The 18,069-nt window shown below is 70.2% G+C and carries 19 protein-coding genes; 10 read left to right on the plus strand and 9 right to left on the minus strand.

All coding sequences use genetic code 11. The features are described from left to right. The first annotated feature begins 22 nt into the window (after positions 1 to 22). Together ABD088_RS16980 and ABD088_RS16985 are read left to right on the plus strand one after the other, a co-directional pair. On the plus strand, positions 23 to 1,309 hold the full coding sequence (locus ABD088_RS16980) for an MFS transporter (protein WP_343903148.1): 1,287 nt from the start codon (positions 23 to 25) through the stop codon (positions 1,307 to 1,309). Then, on the plus strand, positions 1,306 to 1,983 hold the full coding sequence (locus tag ABD088_RS16985) for a FadR/GntR family transcriptional regulator (RefSeq protein WP_343903149.1): 678 nt from the start codon (positions 1,306 to 1,308) through the stop codon (positions 1,981 to 1,983). The genes ABD088_RS16980 and ABD088_RS16985 overlap by 4 nt, the downstream gene beginning before the upstream one ends. 6 nt (positions 1,984 to 1,989) lie before the next feature. On the opposite strand, the gene ABD088_RS16990 is transcribed toward ABD088_RS16985, so the two are convergent. The 4 genes from ABD088_RS16990 to uriH are packed head-to-tail and all read right to left on the minus strand — an operon-like array spanning position 1,990 to position 6,276. Then, positions 1,990 to 2,835 carry a fumarylacetoacetate hydrolase family protein gene (locus ABD088_RS16990; RefSeq protein ID WP_343903150.1) on the minus strand — a complete coding sequence of 282 codons (846 nt, stop codon included), beginning with the start codon at positions 2,833 to 2,835 and terminating at the stop codon, positions 1,990 to 1,992. 41 nt (positions 2,836 to 2,876) lie between these two features. Then, positions 2,877 to 3,860: a ribokinase gene (locus ABD088_RS16995; protein ID WP_343903151.1), complete on the minus strand. Its 984-nt coding sequence runs from the start codon at positions 3,858 to 3,860 to the stop codon at positions 2,877 to 2,879. Further along, a complete protein-coding gene (gene uriT / locus ABD088_RS17000) occupies positions 3,857 to 5,281 on the minus strand; it encodes a uridine transporter UriT (protein WP_343903152.1) in 1,425 nt (474 codons plus the stop codon). Before uriT ends, ABD088_RS16995 begins: the two co-directional genes overlap by 4 nt. Next, positions 5,278 to 6,276, minus strand: a complete 999-nt coding sequence (uriH, locus tag ABD088_RS17005; RefSeq protein WP_343903153.1) for a uridine-preferring nucleoside hydrolase UriH — start codon at positions 6,274 to 6,276, stop codon at positions 5,278 to 5,280. The genes uriT and uriH overlap by 4 nt, the downstream gene beginning before the upstream one ends. 175 nt (positions 6,277 to 6,451) lie before the next feature. Between uriH and ABD088_RS17010 the strand changes: the two genes are divergently transcribed. Then, the gene (locus ABD088_RS17010) at positions 6,452 to 7,504 is read left to right on the plus strand and encodes a LacI family DNA-binding transcriptional regulator (protein ID WP_343903154.1); all 1,053 of its coding nucleotides are present in this window, start codon (positions 6,452 to 6,454) and stop codon (positions 7,502 to 7,504) included. A gap of 32 nt (positions 7,505 to 7,536) precedes the next feature. Here ABD088_RS17010 and ABD088_RS17015 read toward each other — a convergent pair whose 3' ends face one another. From ABD088_RS17015 to ABD088_RS17025, 3 genes are all read right to left on the minus strand, one after another. After that, on the minus strand, positions 7,537 to 7,659 hold the full coding sequence (locus tag ABD088_RS17015; protein ID WP_343903155.1) for a ribonuclease HepT family protein: 123 nt from the start codon (positions 7,657 to 7,659) through the stop codon (positions 7,537 to 7,539). Further along, complete coding sequence (locus ABD088_RS17020) at positions 7,656 to 7,976, minus strand: nucleotidyltransferase family protein (protein WP_343903156.1); 321 nt, start codon at positions 7,974 to 7,976, stop codon at positions 7,656 to 7,658. Before ABD088_RS17020 ends, ABD088_RS17015 begins: the two co-directional genes overlap by 4 nt. Before the next feature lie 85 nt (positions 7,977 to 8,061). Further along, positions 8,062 to 8,250 carry a hypothetical protein gene (locus ABD088_RS17025; RefSeq protein WP_343903157.1) on the minus strand — a complete coding sequence of 63 codons (189 nt, stop codon included), beginning with the start codon at positions 8,248 to 8,250 and terminating at the stop codon, positions 8,062 to 8,064. Between ABD088_RS17025 and ABD088_RS17030 the strand changes: the two genes are divergently transcribed. Continuing rightward, the gene (locus ABD088_RS17030) at positions 8,239 to 8,568 is read left to right on the plus strand and encodes a hypothetical protein (protein WP_343903158.1); all 330 of its coding nucleotides are present in this window, start codon (positions 8,239 to 8,241) and stop codon (positions 8,566 to 8,568) included. The genes ABD088_RS17025 and ABD088_RS17030 overlap by 12 nt on opposite strands. Before the next feature lie 8 nt (positions 8,569 to 8,576). On the opposite strand, the gene ABD088_RS17035 is transcribed toward ABD088_RS17030, so the two are convergent. Together ABD088_RS17035 and ABD088_RS17040 are read right to left on the minus strand one after the other, a co-directional pair. Beyond that, positions 8,577 to 9,212 (minus strand): DUF805 domain-containing protein, encoded by a 636-nt coding sequence (locus ABD088_RS17035; RefSeq protein ID WP_343903159.1) that lies wholly within the window; start codon positions 9,210 to 9,212, stop codon positions 8,577 to 8,579. Positions 9,213 to 9,324: 112 nt separating this feature from the next. Beyond that, positions 9,325 to 10,539 carry an RsbRD N-terminal domain-containing protein gene (locus ABD088_RS17040; protein WP_343903160.1) on the minus strand — a complete coding sequence of 405 codons (1,215 nt, stop codon included), beginning with the start codon at positions 10,537 to 10,539 and terminating at the stop codon, positions 9,325 to 9,327. Between the two features lie 150 nt (positions 10,540 to 10,689). Between ABD088_RS17040 and ABD088_RS17045 the strand changes: the two genes are divergently transcribed. The 6 genes from ABD088_RS17045 to ABD088_RS17070 all read left to right on the plus strand — a co-directional run bounded on the left by ABD088_RS17045 (position 10,690) and on the right by ABD088_RS17070 (position 18,002). Next, positions 10,690 to 12,012, plus strand: coding sequence for an MFS transporter (locus ABD088_RS17045; RefSeq protein ID WP_343903161.1), 1,323 nt, complete (start codon positions 10,690 to 10,692; stop codon positions 12,010 to 12,012). A 13-nt stretch (positions 12,013 to 12,025) separates the two neighbouring features. Then, on the plus strand, positions 12,026 to 13,690 hold the full coding sequence (locus tag ABD088_RS17050) for a thiamine pyrophosphate-binding protein (RefSeq protein WP_343903162.1): 1,665 nt from the start codon (positions 12,026 to 12,028) through the stop codon (positions 13,688 to 13,690). Next, positions 13,687 to 15,396, plus strand: coding sequence for an amidohydrolase (locus ABD088_RS17055; RefSeq protein WP_343903163.1), 1,710 nt, complete (start codon positions 13,687 to 13,689; stop codon positions 15,394 to 15,396). The genes ABD088_RS17050 and ABD088_RS17055 overlap by 4 nt, the downstream gene beginning before the upstream one ends. After that, positions 15,393 to 16,658, plus strand: coding sequence for a M20 family metallo-hydrolase (locus ABD088_RS17060; protein ID WP_343903164.1), 1,266 nt, complete (start codon positions 15,393 to 15,395; stop codon positions 16,656 to 16,658). The genes ABD088_RS17055 and ABD088_RS17060 overlap by 4 nt, the downstream gene beginning before the upstream one ends. A gap of 93 nt (positions 16,659 to 16,751) precedes the next feature. Further along, a complete protein-coding gene (locus tag ABD088_RS17065; protein ID WP_343903165.1) occupies positions 16,752 to 17,318 on the plus strand; it encodes a DoxX family protein in 567 nt (188 codons plus the stop codon). A 3-nt stretch (positions 17,319 to 17,321) separates the two neighbouring features. Then, on the plus strand, positions 17,322 to 18,002 hold the full coding sequence (locus ABD088_RS17070) for a peptidyl-tRNA hydrolase (RefSeq protein WP_343903166.1): 681 nt from the start codon (positions 17,322 to 17,324) through the stop codon (positions 18,000 to 18,002). Positions 18,003 to 18,069 lie beyond the last annotated feature (67 nt).

Below are 18,069 nucleotides of genomic sequence, written 5' to 3' on the forward strand. Positions count from 1 at the left end.
GTCAGACGTCTAATGTTTAAGCATGCCCCCGCACCTGCCTTCCCCCAGCGCGCCCGGCGCGACGTCCGATGAGACCACCGCACCGCACCCCGGCCACACCCCGGCCCCACGCAGCCGGTTCGTGGTGGTGCTGGGGGTTGTCGCGATCGTCTTGGTCGGGCTGAACCTGCGTGCCGGCATCGCCAGTGCCGCGGCACTGTTCCACGACCTGCAGGCGGTCCTGGGCTATGGGCCGCTGGTGGCCGCCGTGCTGCCATCCATCCCCACCCTGACCTTCGCCTTCGCCGGTGCCGCCACCGCGTGGCTGGTCCGCCGGGTCGGCCTGGAACGCACCGTCCTGCTGGCGCTGGTGCTCCTCGCCGCCGGGTTGGGCGTCCGGGCGATCCCCTCGGTGGGGATGCTGCTGCTGGGCACCGTGGCCGCGATGTGCGGCATCGCGCTGTGCAACGTGACCATGCCCTCGTTCATCCGCGAACACTATGCCCACCGCACCTCCCTGTTGACCGGCACCTATACGATCACCATGTCGGTGGGGGCCACTGCGGCCTCCGCCCTCGGCGTTCCGCTGGCATTGCAGCTTCAGTCGCCCACGCTGGGCCTGGCCGCCTGGTCCCTGTTGGCGGCGGTCTCCGCGCTGGTCTTCATCCCGCTGGCCATCGGCAGCCGGCCCCGGAACCTGCCCGGAACGTCCACTGGGCTCTCCCCGATGCAGGTGTTGCGCACCCGCAAGGGGCTGCTCATCACCGGCCTGTTCACCGTCCAGGCGCTGCTGGCCTACTCGTTGATCAGCTGGCTGCCCGTCATCCTGATTTCCCGCGGCATGGAGCCCGCGATGGCGGGGCTGCTGTTGGCCGGAATGCAGTTGGTGACGGTCCCGTTCACGCTGGTCCTGCTGCCGCTGGCCGGCCGTCCGCACGGCCTGCGCCGTGCGTTCATGCTGTGTTGCGTGACGGTGATGGCCGGCTTGGCGGGGCTGGCCCTGCTGCCGCTCTCGCTTTCCGTGCTGGCCGTCTTCTTCCTGGGGCTGGGCATCTCGGTGTTCCCGCTGGTGCTGATCGTGATCAGCCGCAGCGGCCAGAACGCCGCGGAGACGACGGCGATCTCCACCGTTGCCCAGTCGGTCGGCTACCTGGTGGCCACCGCCGGCCCGTTCGGGATGGGTCTGATCCATGGGTTGACCGGGGCCTGGGGGCTGCCGCTGTGGCTCCTGGTGGGCGTGGCGTTGGCCCAGATGGTGCTGTGCCTGGCCCTGACTGCCGGGGAATCCGGGCGGCCCCAGGCCCTGCGGGCCGAAAGGGTGGGTGCATGAACGTCGCCAGCCGGACGCCCCTGGCCCAGGAGGTCATCGAGGCGTTGCGGGCGGCCATTGCGGCCGGCGAATGGCCGATCGGGGAGCGCATCCCCGCCGAACCCGCACTGATGGAACGTTTCTCGGTCTCCCGCGGGACCCTGCGCGAGTCCATCAAGGCCCTGGCCCATGCCGGCATGCTCCAGGTGCGCCGCGGCGACGGAACCTACGTGCGCACCAGCAGCGAAATCCAAGGGGCCGTCCAGCAGGCCTACGACCGGCATACCGACGAGGATGTACTGCAGGTCCGCTTTGCCCTGGACGCCCAGGCGGCGCGCCTGGCCGCCACGGCAGCGGATGCCCCGGCGATCGCGGGGCTGCGCGCCATCCTGTCCGAACGGAGCCGCGCCTGGGAGGCCGAAGACGTGGAAGCGTGGATCGCCGCCGACTGGGAATTCCACCTCGCGGTCGCCCGGGCCTCGGGCAACGCGCTGCTGGTGGAGCTCTATGCGAGTTTCGGCGACGTCTTCCACGGCACGAAGATGGCCCAACGCCTGCATGCCGGATTCGACGGATGCCGGGCCGCGGGCCACGAGGAGGTCCTCGAGGCAATCGTCGCCGGTGACGGCGAAGCAGCAGCCCGCAGCACCACGGCAAACCTCACCTACTGCCTGTCGTTCACCACGGCCGGCTGACGCGGGCTAGACGATCTCGTTCCGCTGCGCTCCGAGCCCGTCGATCGCGGTCTCCAGCACGTCTCCTGCCGTCAACCAGGGGTGCCGGCCGGCCTCGTTGCGCCGGCCCAGCGCAACACCGGCGGGGGTGCCGGTGAGAATGAGGTCCCCGGGCGCCAGCGTGACCATGGTCGAGAGGTAGGCGACCAGCGCTGCCGGCCCGAACACCAGATCGGCTGTCGAATCCTCCTGCACCACCTCGCCGTTGACCGACGTGCGGATCCTGGCGCCGGCGGGGAATGCGTCGGCGCTGACCAGGAACGGGCCCACGGGGGTCGAGGCCTCCCAGGCCTTGCCTTGCATCCACTCGGTGGTCCGGCCCTGCCAGCCGCGCATCGAGACATCGTTGGAGACGGCGTACCCGGCGATGTGGTCCGCTGCGTCCTCCTCGGCGATGCGCCGGCCTGCAGTGCCGATGACGATCGCCAGTTCGCCTTCCCAATCCAACCGGTGGTCCTCCGCCGGAACCTGGATCGGATCCGTGGGGCCGGTGAGCGAGCGGGCGAACTTGGTGAAGACCGTCGGGTAGGCCGGCAGCTCCTGCCCGGTCTCGAGGATGTGGTTGCGGTAGTTCAGGCCGATGCAGAACACCTTCTCGGGGGACCGGATCAACGTCCCGAACCCGGCGTCGGCCACCGGCACACCGGTTGTACCCGACGCGGCGTCCAAGGCGCCCTGCCGCGCCGCAGCGTCGGCACCCAGGAACGCCCCGACATCACCGAAACCGCTGAGTTCATGCGCGGTGTCCCCGAGGACGACGGCGGCGAAGGTCTGTTGTGCGGCACCTGGCCGGCGGATGGTGGCAAGTTTCATGCCACCATCCCACCACAGGCACGCCGTACCGCGCCCGGGCGTTACGCCGGGTTCGCCTCCCGGGCGGCGGCCACCTCGGCAGCCGTCGGGTAGGCGGCCTGGGTGCCCTTCCGGGTGGCGGCCAGGGCGGCGGCCACCGAGGCGAAGGCCGCGGCGTCCGCCAGGTTCCCGCCGCCGGCCAGCCGGCTGGCGAGCCCCCCGGTGAAGGCATCGCCGGCACCGGTGGTGTCGACGGCCTCCACACGCGTGGGGAAGATGCGCGTGATGGGCGCATCGGCGTCGTGCGTTCGATCCAGGACCACCGAACCGTGGGCTCCCAGGGTGACGACGACGCGGTCCAGTCCGCGGCCGGCGAACCGTTCGGCGACCGGCTCCCACGAGCCTTCGGGGGCGTCGGGGCCGGGGATGGGTGCGCCGTCGAGGAACTGCGAGGCCTCGTGCGCGTTGACCAGCAGCACCGAGGTGGCCTGGGCCAGATCTGCGCTGATCGGCGCGTAGGGGGAGAGGTTCAGGACCACGGTGGCGCCGGCGTCGTGCCCGGCGCGGGCCGCGGCCAGCACCGTCTCCGGGGCCACCTCCAGGCACAGGCAGAGCACCGAGGCGCCGGCGAACAACCCGGCAGCCTGGTCCACGTCGGCGGGGGAGAGCGTCCCGTTGGCGCCGGCGGAAATGACGATGCTGTTCTCGCCGTCGGCGTCCACGGTGACCACGGCGACCCCGGTCTCCACCCCCTCGGCGGTGCGCACTGCCGCAACATCCACCCCGGCGGCCGAGCAGGAATCGAGGAGCATGGCCCCGTTGGCGTCGTTCCCGACGGCGCCGAGCAGGGCCACGTCGGCCCCGAGCCGGCCGGCGGCGACCGCCTGGTTGGCGCTCTTGCCTCCGGGGTTCACCCCGAAGCCGGAGCCCTGCAGGGTTTCGCCGGGACCGGGGAGGCGCTGCGTGTAGATCGTCAGGTCGGCGTTCAGGGAGCCGACGACGACAATGCGCCCTGCGGCTACCGGGTCCGGGGTGGGGGTGTTCATGCGGTGACCTCCGCTTCGACGGGTTTCGGGATCAGCAGGGAGGCGGCCAACGCGGCGAGCGTGATGACCAGGCCGGTGACGATGACCGCCACATAGGAGCCGGAGGCGCCCAGGGAGGCGGTGCCGACCTGGACCGCGGGCAGGACCAGGAAGCTCAGTCCGGCGCCCAGGTTGAAGGCACCGGCGTTCATGCCCGGCAGGAATCCGGGGTTGCCCGCGGGGGAGAGGACGACGCCGAGGCCGTTGAGCATGATGTTCGCGGTACCGGCATACATGATGCCCAGCAGGGCGGTGCCGACGATCATCAGTGGCAGGCTGCCCAAGCCGAGGAACAGGATGAGCAGCAGGGCCACCACGGAGCCGATCATGCCGGTCCGCAGCACCCGGGTGTAGCCCATCACGGGAGCCAGGCGTCCGCTGACGGGACCAAAGATCCAACCCAACAGCGCGTACGGGGTGAGGATGAGCAGCGCGGTCTCGGTCGGGCCGATGCCGAAGCCGGGATCGGCCGCCTGGACGTAGGCCGGGATGATGCCGTTGATGACGGCGAAGATGCCGGTCATGGTCAGGATCGTGGTCAGCAGCGGGGCCCAGGTGGAGCGCTGGCGCAGGTGGACGATCTCCACCATCGGCTGGTGGGTGCGCTTTTCGGTGGCCCAGAACGCGGCGAACGCGGCGATGGCCACGACCAGCAGGACCAGTGAGAGCACCAGCGTGGAGGCCGAGAACCCGCCGACCAGTCCGGCACCCTCGTTCAGGGCGGTCAGCAGTGCGCCGACGGCGATGACGATGCAGAAGACGCCGCGCCAGTCCATGGTGGTGCCGGCCTGCGGTTTGGTCTCGCTGGTCTTCCACCCCACGGCTGCCGCGGCGAGCACCGAGAGGACGACCATGAACCAGAAGATGCTGCGGAATCCGAAGTTCTCGGCCAGGTAGCCGCCCAGGAACGAGTCGACGCCGGCCACGCCGCCGTTGACGGCGAGGATCAGGCCCATCATGGTGCCGTAGCGGCGCTGGTCGGTCACCGCGGAGCGCAGCATGATCAGGCACATGGGCACGGTGGGGCCGGAAATGCCCTGGATGATGCGCCCGACGAAAAGCCAGCCGATGTTCGGCGCCAGCGCGGCGACGACGGAGCCGACGGCGGTGAGCACCAGCATGATCACCAGGATCCGCTTGCGCCCGACGATATCGCTGAGCCGGGGCAGGAACAGCGAGAACAGGGCTGCTGTGGTGAAGAACCAGGTCTGCGAGAGGCCGATCGCCGCCTGGTCGGTGTGCAGTTCCTCGCCCATCGTGACCAGCGCGGGGCTGAGCATGGAGGCGTTGAGCTGGAAGGCGATGCAGGCGGCCAGCAGTGCGAAGAGCAGGGTGCCGGTGCCCCCGGTGGCGGCGGTGCGCCGCGTCGAGGTGGTGCTCATCGCGCGGCCACCTCTGCGGCTGCGCCGAGGTCGACCTCGCCGATGCGTTCCAGCGCGTCGGTGACCAGGCCCCAGAAGCGGGCGTGGTCCAGCTCGACGGCGACCGAGGTGTGGCAGTCCGCCGGGGCGGGGGCGCGGAAGTCGGCGACCGTCATGCCCAGGGTCAGCGTCCCGGCCAGTTCGATGTCGACCGGGACCTTGCGGGTGGACACGATGGTCGGGTCGATGACGTAGGCGACGGCGCAGGGATCGTGCACCGGCGGGAAGTCGAATCCCTGGGCGTCCTGGTAGGTCGCCTTGAAGAAGTCCATCAGCTCGCGCACGAACCGTGCCGGGCCGGTGCCCACTGCCTCGATCCGGGCGACGACCTCGTCGGTGGCCAGCGCCTGGTGCGTCAGGTCCAGCCCGACCATGACCACGGGCCACGGCTCGTTGAAGACGATGTGCGCGGCCTCGGGGTCGATGATGATGTTGAATTCGGCCACGGCACTCCAGTTGCCCACGTGGTAGCCGCCGCCCATCAGCACGACCTCGCGGACGCGCTCGACGATGCGCGGCTCCTTGCGGGCGGCCATGGCGATGTTGGTCAGCCCACCGGTGGGCACCAGCGTGACGGTGCCCGGCTCGTGCGCCATGACGGTCTCGATGATCAGGTCCACCGCGTGACGGGGGTCCAGTTCGATCGCCGGATCGGGCTGCGCGGGTCCGTCCATGCCGGATTCGCCGTGGATGTCCGGGGCATTCTTGATGGTGCGCACCAGCGGGCGGTCGCAGCCGGCGGCAAACGGGACGCCGGTGATCCCGGCGATCGTGCCCACCACGAGGGCGTTCTGGGTGACCTTGGCCAGGGTCTGGTTGCCGACCACTGTGGTGACCGCGAGCAGTTCGATGTCCGGGTTGCCGTGCGCCAGCAGGATGGCCACGGCGTCGTCGTGCCCGGGGTCGCAGTCGAGGATGATCTTGCGGGGGCCGTCGGTCGCGGGGTGTGCGCCCATGTTTTTCTCCACGTCATTGGGGTCGCCGGGAGGGCCCCGGCGGATCAGGGGGTTCAGGAAGATTCTGCACCTCCCCGCCGCCGGCGTCAAGCGCTTAACGCTGTGATGCACGACGACGGCGTCAAGCGGTTGATCCCTTGGCGCGCCTCGTGTGTCCACTCGCTAGGATGGGACCATGGAATCCGACGACGCTCCAGCTGCGACCCCCCGTTCCGGGACACCCGGACACCGCCGCGTGACCGCCGCGCTGGTCGCCGAACGGGCAGGGGTCTCCACCGCCACCGTCTCGCTGGTGGCCAACGGCAAATCCTCGGGCCGCGTCTCCGCGGTGAACGAGGAGCGCGTGCGCGCCGCGATCCGCGAACTCGGCTACGTCGTCGACGGCATCGGCTCCTCGCTGTCCCGGGGCGTGAGCTCCACGGTCATCCTCGTCGCCCCGGACATCTCCAACCCGTTCTTCGCCCGCGTGATCGCCGGCGTCCGTGCCGCTCTCGGCACCGATTACCAGCTGCTGCTCTCCGTCACCGACGCCGGGCGGTTCCCCAGTGCCGAGGAGACCCGCAAGCTGCTCTCGCTGCGCCCCGCCGGGTTGCTGGTCGACGCACCCGACGAGGCGTTCCTCGAGGAGCTGTCAGCCCCGGGGCCCGTTGTGCTGCTCGATGCCCCGGGCGTGGGATCCGGAGTGCCGGGCGTTGACCTGGATGTGGCGGGGGGAGCCCGCGGGCTGGCGGACCACCTGGCCGATCAGGGACACCACCGGGTCGCCTATGTGGATGGGATCACCGGCACGGCGACCTTTGCGCTGCGCCGTGCGGCGTTCCTGGAGCAGGCCGCGGCCCGGGGCATCGAGGTCCCGGAGGAAGGGCAAGTGGCCACGACCATCGACGTGGGTGTCGCCGCTGCTCGTTTCGCCGATTCGTGGCCCGCCTGGCAGCGCGCGGGGATCACCGCCGTCGCCTGTGCCACCGACACGCACGCCTACGGCATCCTCCAGGAGGCCCGAGTGGCCGGTCTGCGGATCCCCGGGGACCTGGCCGTCGCCGGGTTCGACGACCTGCCCTATTCGCAGACCAGCAATCCGGCACTGACCAGCGTGCACTTGCCCGCCGAGGAGCTGGGGCGCCATGCCGGCGAGCAGCTGCGCGGCCTCATGGACGGCCGGGCGCTGGATGAGCCGCGGCTCACCCTGGCCACCTCGCTGATGGTGCGCGGGTCGACGGCTTCCTGACCGGTATCTGGGCCGTGGGCTGGGGGCCGGTCCTAACCGTCGGCTCGTCCTTGATGCTCTCGGATCGTCGCGGCAAGGAGGGCCAATTGGGTGTCCACGATGTCGGTGATCACTGCGGCGTCAACGCGGAAGTATTCGTGGATCCCGCGGCTCATAGGTCGATGGCCTGGGCCAAGGCCGACTCGGAGACCGCGTCACGCAGCAGGCCCGGTGCGACGACATCCACTCGGTGATGGAGAATTCGACTGAACTCTTCCCCGATGCCGGCAACGCGCAGTAGCTCATTGCCGCCATTTGGGTCCAGGTCCACGAGGACGTCCAGGTCGCTGCCGCTCGTTGCTTCGCCACGGGCTACAGAGCCGAATAATCGCGGATTACTCGCCCGGTAACGGGTGAGGACTTCGTCGAGGGCAGGTCGATGGGCGGCAAGTGCCTTTCGTAAATCCGCAGACTCCTTCGTGATTGCGCCCATGACACAAAGGGTAGTGCGGTCATCGGGAACATGCCACGCTCTGATGGGTATCCAGAGGGAGAAGTGCTGCAGCAGTTCGTTTCGTCTAGAAGACGACGAAGAGCAGTACGACCACCACCGACACCGCGGTGACCAGCCCGATGACCAGGGGCAGCAGCTTCTTTGGTCCGGCCTGCGGGTCGAAGGGCTCCCGGAACGCAGAGGTCACCCGGTTTCCGCCCAGGAGCGGATGCTCGTCAACCTGGGGGATCTTGCGTCCGTCGTGGTCTTGCATGACTTTGCTCCTCGGGGTCGGTGCTGCCGCGGCGATCTCCCCTCGACCCTACCAGGGGCCATCGGCGGCCGGAGGGTCCACGGCATCGCCGCCGGCGCCGGGGCGGCCGTGCTGGGCTACGTCTTCAATGCGCTGGGCAACCAGAATCCGGACCTGGCATGGATGCAAGGCGTCTCGCCGTACTACTGGTCTTACGGGGATCCACCGCTGCTTAACGGAGTGGATGCCCCGTCGGCAGTCTTGCTGCTCGGCGTCAGCGCGCTGTGTATCGCGCTGGCCGTCGCGGCACTGCATCGCCGGGACATCCACGGAGTGTAGCGGGCGAATTAGCCCTGGGTCGGGCCGCCCGGCTGGCCGAAGTCCTGCTGCGTGCCTGCCTGCTGGTAACCCTGCGGGGCGTTCTGGCCCGTGTAGCCGCCGGCCGGTGCACCCGGGTAGCCGGCTGGGGCACCAAAGGCGTTGGCATTGGCTGCTGCGCCACCGTCGGCGTCAAAGCGTGCTCCTTCGGGAGCCGAAGGCAGCAGGTTCATGATCAGCAGGACCAAGCCGCCGATGCCAAAGCCGAAGACCAGGAAGTAGAAGAAGCCGGAGAAGTTGGCGTCGTGCAGGCGTCGCACGGTCATCGCGATGGTGGGGATGATGACCGCCAGGCCGTAGATCATCAGCAAGAGGGAGGGGAAGAGCATGCCCATGCCGGGCTCGCCGGTGTACGGATCCGCCCCCGCCAGGCCGAGGCCGATGATGAAGGCATAGAGCACGGTGACGATGATGGCGTTGAAGAGCTGCACCCACCAGAACTCGCTGCGGCTGGCCCGGCCGCTGAAGGTGGCGTACTTCTTGAAGTAGCGCTTGATGGCCTGGCCGAAGCTGGCTCCATACAGCGGCTGGTCCAGCGGGACCTCGCCGTTGGCGGTCGGGGCCACCGGGGCGGATGCGTAAGGGCTGGGATATTGGTTGCTCAAAGGTTCCTCCAACAAAGTGAGTGCGTTGATCGGTACCAGTCTGGCAGAAGTCGGATGCCGTCGCGATGGGGAGAAGTCCCCGTGACGCGTCGAGTCACAGGCCGGTGGGCCATCACGCCCAGGCGACCACCAGCCGGGCCGCTTGTTCGGGAACCGATAGCTCGATTCCCGTCAGTTCGGTGAAGCGCCGCATCCGGTTCATCTGCGTGTTGCGGTGGCAGAACAACCGCTGGGCCGATGCGGCAATGCTGCCGGTGGCCAGGTAGGCGCGTGCCGCCTCCAGGAGCCGTTCGCGCTCCACCGCCCCGCAGGTAGCCAGAGCGGTGTCGACGTTCGCGGCGAGCCGGATGCCGTCCGAACCCAGTCGGGAGGCGGCCAGTCGCGCCCAGGCGGTGTCCAGCCCCAGGGCCCCCTCGTCGTCGGGAGTCGCCAGGTGGGCGAGTTCCAGAGCCAACCCACCGGCGTCGTGCAGGCCCTCCAGGCCCGTGACGGCCTCGACCAGACCGCAGCGCAGGGCGGTGATCCGCCGTCCTGCTTCGTTCAGGGCGGAGCCGGGGCGGGCATCGACGGGCCAGAAGGCCACGAGTGCGTCCGCCAGCGGGTGGGTGAAGACCTCGGCCCCGCGGCGTGCGGCCAGGGCGATGCTCACGCGTAGTGCGGCCGCGTCCTCGCCGGCGGCCACGGCCACCGAGAGTGTCGCCGCCGGGTCGATGCCGAGGGCGGTGGCGGCCCGTTCGAGCAGGGGCGCCGACGGCGGGGTCTCGCCGAACAGAGAGGCCACCGCCCCCTGGCGGACGGAGGAGGCCTCGGTGGCCATGCGCTGGCGTTCGGCCATGTAGGCGCCCTGGGTCTGGGCGGCGTAGGCGTCGACCACATGCCAGACGCTGTTGGCCCGGGAGACCAGCAAGGGGGCATCGTCGGCGGTGGCGCGGGCCATCAGCGCGTCCCACAAGACGGAGAAGTCGAGCCGGATGGCCGTCATCAGGGCGTCGACCGGGATGTCGGCCCGGGCGCGGGAGACGCCGACGTCGGTGGCGATGCCGAGCTTGATGTCCCGCAGTTCGTCCGGATCCGCCGGGGCGCCGGTGGGGTCGGTGGAGCGCAGGCTGCGGATCAGTGCCTCGAAGGACTGTTCGCCGGTGCGGCGCAACTCCGTGGCCGATAGCCGCCCCTCCTCATAGTGGGGCATGTGCAGGACGCGGTCCAGGAAGTCATCCGTCAGCGAGACCACCTGCAGGCCGTCGAGTAGTGCATTCCAGCGCCGGGAGTCGGGATCCGCCGTCGTGCTGTTGTTTTTTACCGTGCTGGACGCCTTGCCGGAGGTCATGGGGCCACTTTATGTGCTTACGCACACTTTGGCGCAGTAAAGTCGTGTCAATTTCCTCTTCGGGTGACCGCGCTCACGGTGGAACATGGACAGTGATCCCGGGCACGGCAGAGTTGCCGTCCTGCCCCGAGCACCAGTGTGGAGGCACACATGACACAGCCAACGAACCTCGAAGCGGGCGCGACCCACCAGGTCACCGACCAGGAGGCCACCAAGGTCGCCATCGGCGCCCTGGTCGGCACCGCCATGGAGTGGTACGACTTCTTCCTCTTCAGCGCCGCAGCGGCACTGATCTTCAACGTCCACTACTTCGCCAACGAAAACGCGACAGCAGCAGCGATGGCCGCTTTCGCGACCTTCGGCGTGGGCCTGGTGGCCCGTCCGCTGGGCGGCATGTTCTTCGGGGCGATGGGCGACAGGATCGGCCGGCGCAAGACGCTGATGGTCACGATCATCGGCATCGGCCTGATCACGGGCCTGATCGGCTTGCTGCCCGACTACGCGGCCATCGGCATCGCCGCCCCCATCCTGCTGGTGCTGCTGCGCATCTTCCAGGGCCTCTTCGTCGGCGGCGAATGGTCCGGCGCCATGACGATCGTGGTGGAAAACGCCCCGCTGAAGCGCCGGGCGCGCTACGCCGCACTGCCGCAGATCGGCTCGCCGATCGGCACGATCCTCTCCTCCGGTGGCTTCTTCCTGGCCACGCTGTACTTCTCGCAGGAATCCTTCACCTCCTTCGGCTGGCGCATCCCGTTCCTGGCGGCCTTCCCGATGCTGCTGCTGGCCCTGTACATCCGCTCGCGGCTCGACGAGTCCCCGGTCTTCGCCGAACTGATGGAAGCCGGAGCCACCGAGAAGGCCCCGATCCGCACTGTGCTGAAGCAGAGCTGGAAGCACATCATCGTGGGCATGGCGGCGGCACTGCTCGGCGTCGGCGGCTTCTACCTGGTCACCGCGTTCATGGTCTACTACGGCACGAAGATCCTCGGCTACAGCGCCTCGCTGATGCTGCTGGCCACCATCATCGCCGCCATCGTGGAGATCCCGGTCCTGATCGCCGGAGGGCGGCTGGGCGAGCGGTTCGGTGGCAGCAAGGTCATCATCTACGGCGGCCTGCTCTCCGCAGTCGTTGCGGTTCCCGCCTTCCTGCTGGTCAACAGCGGAAACGACGTACTGGTGATCCTGGGAGTGACCGTGGCCGTCGCCACCCTGTCCTTCCCCTACGCCGCCTCCGGCACCGTGCTGACCGGGCTCTTCCCGGCCAAGACCCGCTACACCGGGGTCGGCTTCGCCCAGAATGTGGCCGGCATGCTTTCCGGCTTCATCCCGATGCTGGCCGTCAGTGTCACCGCCGCAGCGGACAAGCACTGGTGGCCCGCGGCCACCATCCTGATCGTCTTGTCCCTGTTCACCGCCGTCGCCGGCTACCTGGCGCCGCGGATGAGCGTTGACCTGCCCGGCTTCAAGCACTAGAAGGAGACCCCGTATGAGCACCTCAGCCGGCCACTTGATCGTCCGCCAACTCGAGGCCCACGGCGTCAAGCGCGTGTACTCCGTCCCCGGGGAGAGCTTCCTGGACGTGTTGGACGGGCTGCACGATTCCCCGATCACCACCGTGGTCGCCCGGCACGAGGGTGGCGCCGGGTTCATGGCGCTCGCCGAGGCCCGGCTGACCGGGCTGCCCGGCATCGCCATGGTCACCCGGGGGCCCGGCGCGGCCAACGCGATGATCTCCGTGCACACCGCCTGGCAGGATGCCACCGCCCTGGTGCTCTTCGTGGGTCTCATCCCGGTGGCCGACCGGGGGCGTGATTCCTTCCAGGAGTTCAGCCTGGATGGCTGGTTCGGCACCACCGCCAAACGCGTGATGGTGCTCGACGACGAACACCGGGCCGCCGAGCTGGTCGCCGAGGCGATGCACGCGGCCTCCTCCGGACGGCCCGGCCCCGTGGTCATCGGGCTACCCGAGGACGTGCTGGTGAGGATGACGGACTCCGGGCCCGTGCCACCGCGCCCCGTCCCGGCTCCGGTGCCCGGGGCGGCCGCGGTCGACGAACTGGCCTCACGGCTGGCCGGTGCCGACCGACCCCTGATCGTCGCCGGTGGCGACGGATGGGGCGAAGCAGTGAACGGCCGGAACGCCGGCGCGACGCTGGCCGCTTGGGCCGAAGCGGCCCACGTACCGGTCGCCGCCGACTGGCGCGCCTACGATGCCGTCCCGCACACGTCGAGCGCCTGGGCCGGCTACCTGGGCTACTACCGTTCCGACGCGCTCGCCGAGCGGACGGCCGAGGCCGATCTGCTGGTCTTCGTCGGCTGCGGCCGCTCCGATGTCCCCTCCGACGGGTACACCCGCGGGCTCGAGGCGAGCACCGTCGTCGTGCTCGCGGATCCGAATGCGGCCACCCATGCCGGCCGGATCGACCAGCAGATCGTGGCCACCCCGGCGTCCGTCGCCGCGGCCTTGCCGGACGCCGACGCGGCGCGCGGGAACCGGGGCGCCGGGTGGATGCAGGCCCTGGCCGCGGAACAGCACACGTTCGCGACCCCGGCGGCGGAAAACCCGGCCACCGGCGTCGACCTCTCGGTGGCGTTCGGGCTGCTGGAGGAGAAGCTGCCGGCGAACCGGATCGCCACCTATGGTGCCGGGAATGCGACGCTCTGGGGCCACCGCTACCTGACCCATGCCGGGCCGGGCACACTGGTGGGTCCGCGCAACGGTGCCATGGGCGTTTCCGTGCCGGCAGCCGTCGCCGCCTCGCTCATCCATCCCGACCGGGTCGCCGTGGCGGTCTGCGGAGACGGTGACTTCCTGATGAACGGACAGGAGCTCGCGGTCGCGAAGGCCCACGGGACGGCACCGCTGGTCATCGTGGTGGACAACGGGGTGTTCGCCACGATCGTGCAGCACCAGGAAAAGCACTACCCCGGCCGCCCCTCCGGCACCGCGATGGCCAACCCCGAGTTCGCCGCGCTCATGGAGACGTTTGGCGGTCACGGGGAGGACGTGCGCACCACCGCCGACGTGTCCGCCGCGATCGACCGCGCGCTGGAAGCCGTCACCGTCCGGAAGGTCCCGGCGTTGCTGCACCTGCGCATCGACCCGGCCACCATGCCGCCGTCCACCGCAGCAGCGGAGGCCACCGCATGAACCTTGACCTGATCCTGCGCGGGGCCGAGATCATCACGCTCGAGGACGAGCGGCCGCGGGCGCACAGCATCGGCATCCTGCACGGGCGCATCGCCGGCTTCGACGAGGAACTCGACGGGTGCACGGCCACCCGAGAGATCGACCTGGCCGGCGCCGCCGTCGTGCCCGGGTTCATCGACGCCCACTGCCACACCACGTGGTGGGGGCTCGGGCTCGAATCGGTGGACCTGGCGCCTGCCCGCGGCCTCGACGAGCTCTATGCGCTGTTGGAAGCCGAGGCCGCCCGGCTCGACGCCCTCGGCGACGATGACGCCTGGCTGCACGGCACCGGCTTCAACCACGAACACCACGGCGGGGCCTTCCCGGACATCGCCCGGCTGGACGCGATCACCGGGGAACGCCCGCTCTATCTGCGCCACGTCTCCGGCCACCAGGCGATCACCAACACCGCCACGCTCTCCCTGGCCGGCGCCCTGGAACCGGGGTTCGAGGACCCCGTGGGGGGAGCCGTCCTGCGCGACGGGGACGGCCATCCCACCGGCGTCGTCGAGGAGGCCGCGCAGGGGATCGTCCAGAACCTGCTGCTGCCGTACTCCCGCGAAGCGATTGTCGACGCCCTCGACGCAGCGACCACCAGCTACGCCGCCGAAGGCATCACCAGCTTCACCGAGGCAGGCATCGCCGCCGGCTGGATCGGCCATAGCCCGCTGGAGGTCGCCGCCTACCAGCTGGCCCACCGCACCGGCCGCCTGCACGCCCGGGCCCAGCTGATGCCCACCCTCGACGCCCTGCACCCGGTCACCGGCCACGCCGAGGACCTGCACGGTGGGACGGGCCGCGGCCTGGACCTGGGCCTCGGCGCCGGATTCGGCGACGACTGGGTATCGCTGGGGCCCGTGAAGGTCTTCATGGACGGCTCCCTGCTCGGCGCGACCGCAGCGGTCACCGAGGACTTCTGCGGCCACCCGCACAACCACGGCTACCTGCTCGACGATGAGGCCAGCTACCGCGACAAGGTGGCTTCCGCCTACCGCGCGGGCTGGCCGATCGCCCTGCACGCCATCGGCGACGCCGCCATCGACCTCGCCCTGGAGATCGTCATCGGCTGCCAGGACGCGTACGGGCCCAACCCGCTGCCCAACCGGATCGAGCACTTCGGCATCGCCCGGCCCGACCAGGTCGAGCTCGCCGCACGCCACGGCATCGCCGTCACCCCGCAGGCGGCGTTCATCGGGCCGCTGGGCGACCAGATGGCCGACCTTGTCGGCCCCGACCGGGAGGGCTGGCTGTACCGGGGCCGTTCCATCGTCGACGCCGACGGGATCCTCGCCGGCTCCTCCGATCTGCCCGTGGCCGATAACAACGTCCGCCGCGGACTGCAGGCCTGGGTGGACCGGCGCACCTCCACCGGACGTGTCCTGGGCGGAGTGCACGACGACGGTGCCCCCGTCGAGGGCCTGACTCCCGACGAGGCGCTGCGCGCCTACACCTGCTGGGCCGCGGCAGCGACCGGCACCCTGGCGGACAAGGGGACCCTGCGATCCGGCAAGCTCGCCGACCTGGTGGTTCTCTCCGCCTCGCCGCTTCACGCCCCCGACATCGCCGACCTCGACGTGCTGGCCACCCTGGTCGGCGGCGCCTTCACCTACAACACCCTCGACGGCAACGCCCTCGACCCAGCCACCCCGAATGGAGCCGCAGCATGAGCGCGACCACCCCCTCCGAGTCCACCGCCGAGCGTGCCGAGGCGGCGCGTGCCTTCCTCGCCGACTTCCGCTCCATGAGCACCTTCGGCGCCACCGCCGGCGGGGGAGTGGACCGCCAGGCCGGCACCGCGGCCGACGGGCAGACCCGCAACTGGTTCCGCGGGCTCGTCGAGGGCCACGGCTTCGAGGTCCGCTACGACGCCGTCGGCAACCAGCTCGCCCTGCTCGAACTCGTCCCGGGCGCACCGTACGTCGCCATGGGCTCCCATCTGGACTCGCAGCCGCTGGGCGGGCGCTTCGACGGCGCCTACGGCGTGCTCACCGCCGCCCACGCGGCCATCCGCCTGCAGGAAGCTGCCGAGGGCGCGGCGTTCAACGTCGCGGTCATCAACTGGTTCAACGAGGAGGGCTGCCGGTTCAAGCCCTCGATGATGGGCAGCTCGGTCTTCACCGGCAAGTTGCCGGCCGACCAGGTCCTGGAGACCACCGACCCGCACGGCACCACGGTGCGCGAGGCGCTCGAGTCGATCGGCACCATCGGGGACTTCAGCCTGGACGTGGCCGCCTACCTGGAAATCCACATCGAGCAGGGCCGCTCGCTGGAGGACAACGGCCTGGTCATCGGCCTGGTCGAATCAACGTGGGGTGCCAACAAGTACGAATTCGTCGTCCACGGCGAACAGGCCCACACCGGGGCCACCGTCATCGCCGACCGGCACGACGCCCTGCTGGGAGCCTCCCTGCTGGTCGCCGCGGCCCGCGACATCGCCGACGAGTTCTCCACCGACGAGCACGCAGTCATCACCTCCTGCGGCGAATTCACGGTCTTCCCCAACTCCCCGGTGGTGGTGGCCAGCCGCGTCAACCTGCTGGTGGACCTGCGCAGCACCGACCCGGACGTGCTCGCCGCGGCCGATGCCGAACTGCATCGCCGCGTCGCCGCCATCGAAGCGCGGGCGAGCGTCGAGATCGAACGCGGCGCCGAACACGTCTGGGCGTCCAAGGCGTATGACACCTCCGGCATGGAGCTGGCAGCAGCCTCCGCCGACAAGCTGGGGCTGCCCTACGGCACCGTCCGCACGCTGGCCGGCCACGACTCGACGAACATGAAGGACATCGTGCCCACGATCATGCTCTTCGTGCCCAGCGTCGAGGGCATCTCCCACAACGAGAAGGAGCTGACCAGCGACGAGGACATGCTGGCCGGCGTCGACCTGTTCACCGAGGTGCTGGGCCGCGTGGTGCGCGGGGAGTTCGTCTAGGCAACCGCCACGGGGCAGCCGGTGGGCGAGACCGGGCGGCCGCCTCTGGGAGAATGGAGGGTGGAACAGAAACCCATCAGCAGGAGACCGACCATGCAGCAGCCCGCCCGTCCAGTCATCGCGAACACCATTGCCCACACGCTCTTGCGGGTCGGCGTCGGCGGCGTCCTCGTCGCCCACGGCAGCCAGAAGCTCTTCGGCTGGTTCGGCGGCAGCGGGGTCGAGGGCACCGGCCAGGCCATGCACGCCATGGGCTTCCGTCCGGGACGACGCAATGCGGTCCTCGCCGGCTGGGGCGAAGCAGGCGCCGGCGCCGCCCTGATCCTCGGACTGGCCACCCCGGCGGCCGGCGCCTCGGCGGCCACCGCCATGGGTGTTGCCGCAGCAGTGCACGCCCCCAACGGATTCTTCGCCACCGAGGGCGGAATGGAATACCCGGCACTCCTGTCCCTGGCGGCCACCTGCACGGTCATTGCCGGCTCCGGGCCCGCCTCCCTCGATGCCGCGACCGGCCATGTGTTCGACAAGCCCTGGATGCGCGCCGTGGCCCTGGGATCCATCCCCGTCGTGGCGGGGATCCAGATCCTCGGCCGCCGCAAGGCCTTGCGCGCGGACGCCCTCCGGGCCCAGGAACAGGCCGCCGGAAACACCGAAAGCTAGCCAGTGGAGGCCCAGCCGCCCAGCGAGCTCGTGCAGCAGATCGTGCTGCTCGTGGACCGGGACCAGCCGGCGCCCGAAGCCGAGGGGATCGCTGCGGCCGCCCTCGCCTCCGTGGGGGCGTTCGCGGCCAGCCCCGCGGCCCCCGAGTGGCGGATCTGGGCCGAAGGATCCTTCGCCAAGGTGGTCCGCAGGGCCGACGCCGGCACGTTCGCCAAGCTCCGTGCCGCCCATCCCGACCATGCGCTGGGGGTGGCCGGCGCGGGGCAGGCGATCGCCTTCGTGCCCGGACCGTCCGCACAGGTCCCGCGGAAGATCGCCAAGCTCCAGGTCTCCGGCACGGAACTGCCGCGCGCTGCCGAGGTCCCGCGCGCACCCCGGGCGCCCGGCGTTGAACCATGCCTCGCCGTCGTGCTCAACGACTCCCTGGGCATGTCGACCGGCAAGGCCGCCGCGCAGGCGGCCCACGCGCTCTTCGCCTGGCTGCTGGACGCCGAACCGGCACGTCTGGAGACCTGGCTGCGATCGGGCCGCCCCCTCGACGTGCGCCGCTTGCCGGACGCCGACTTCCGCCGGTCGGTGGACACCGTCGGTGCGGGCCCGGTCATCCATGACGCGGGCCGCACGGAAATCGAGCCCGGTTCGGCCACGGCCTGTGTGATGGAACCGAACCACCAACGGTCCTAGTCAGCCGCTCGCCGTACGCCAGCGCGGCCCGCGGCACCCGGAAGGACGTCCAAGGAGTTCCGTCATA

The sequence above is a fragment of the Arthrobacter rhombi genome, from assembly GCF_039526245.1.
Taxonomy (GTDB): Bacteria; Actinomycetota; Actinomycetes; order Actinomycetales; family Micrococcaceae; genus Arthrobacter_H; species Arthrobacter_H rhombi.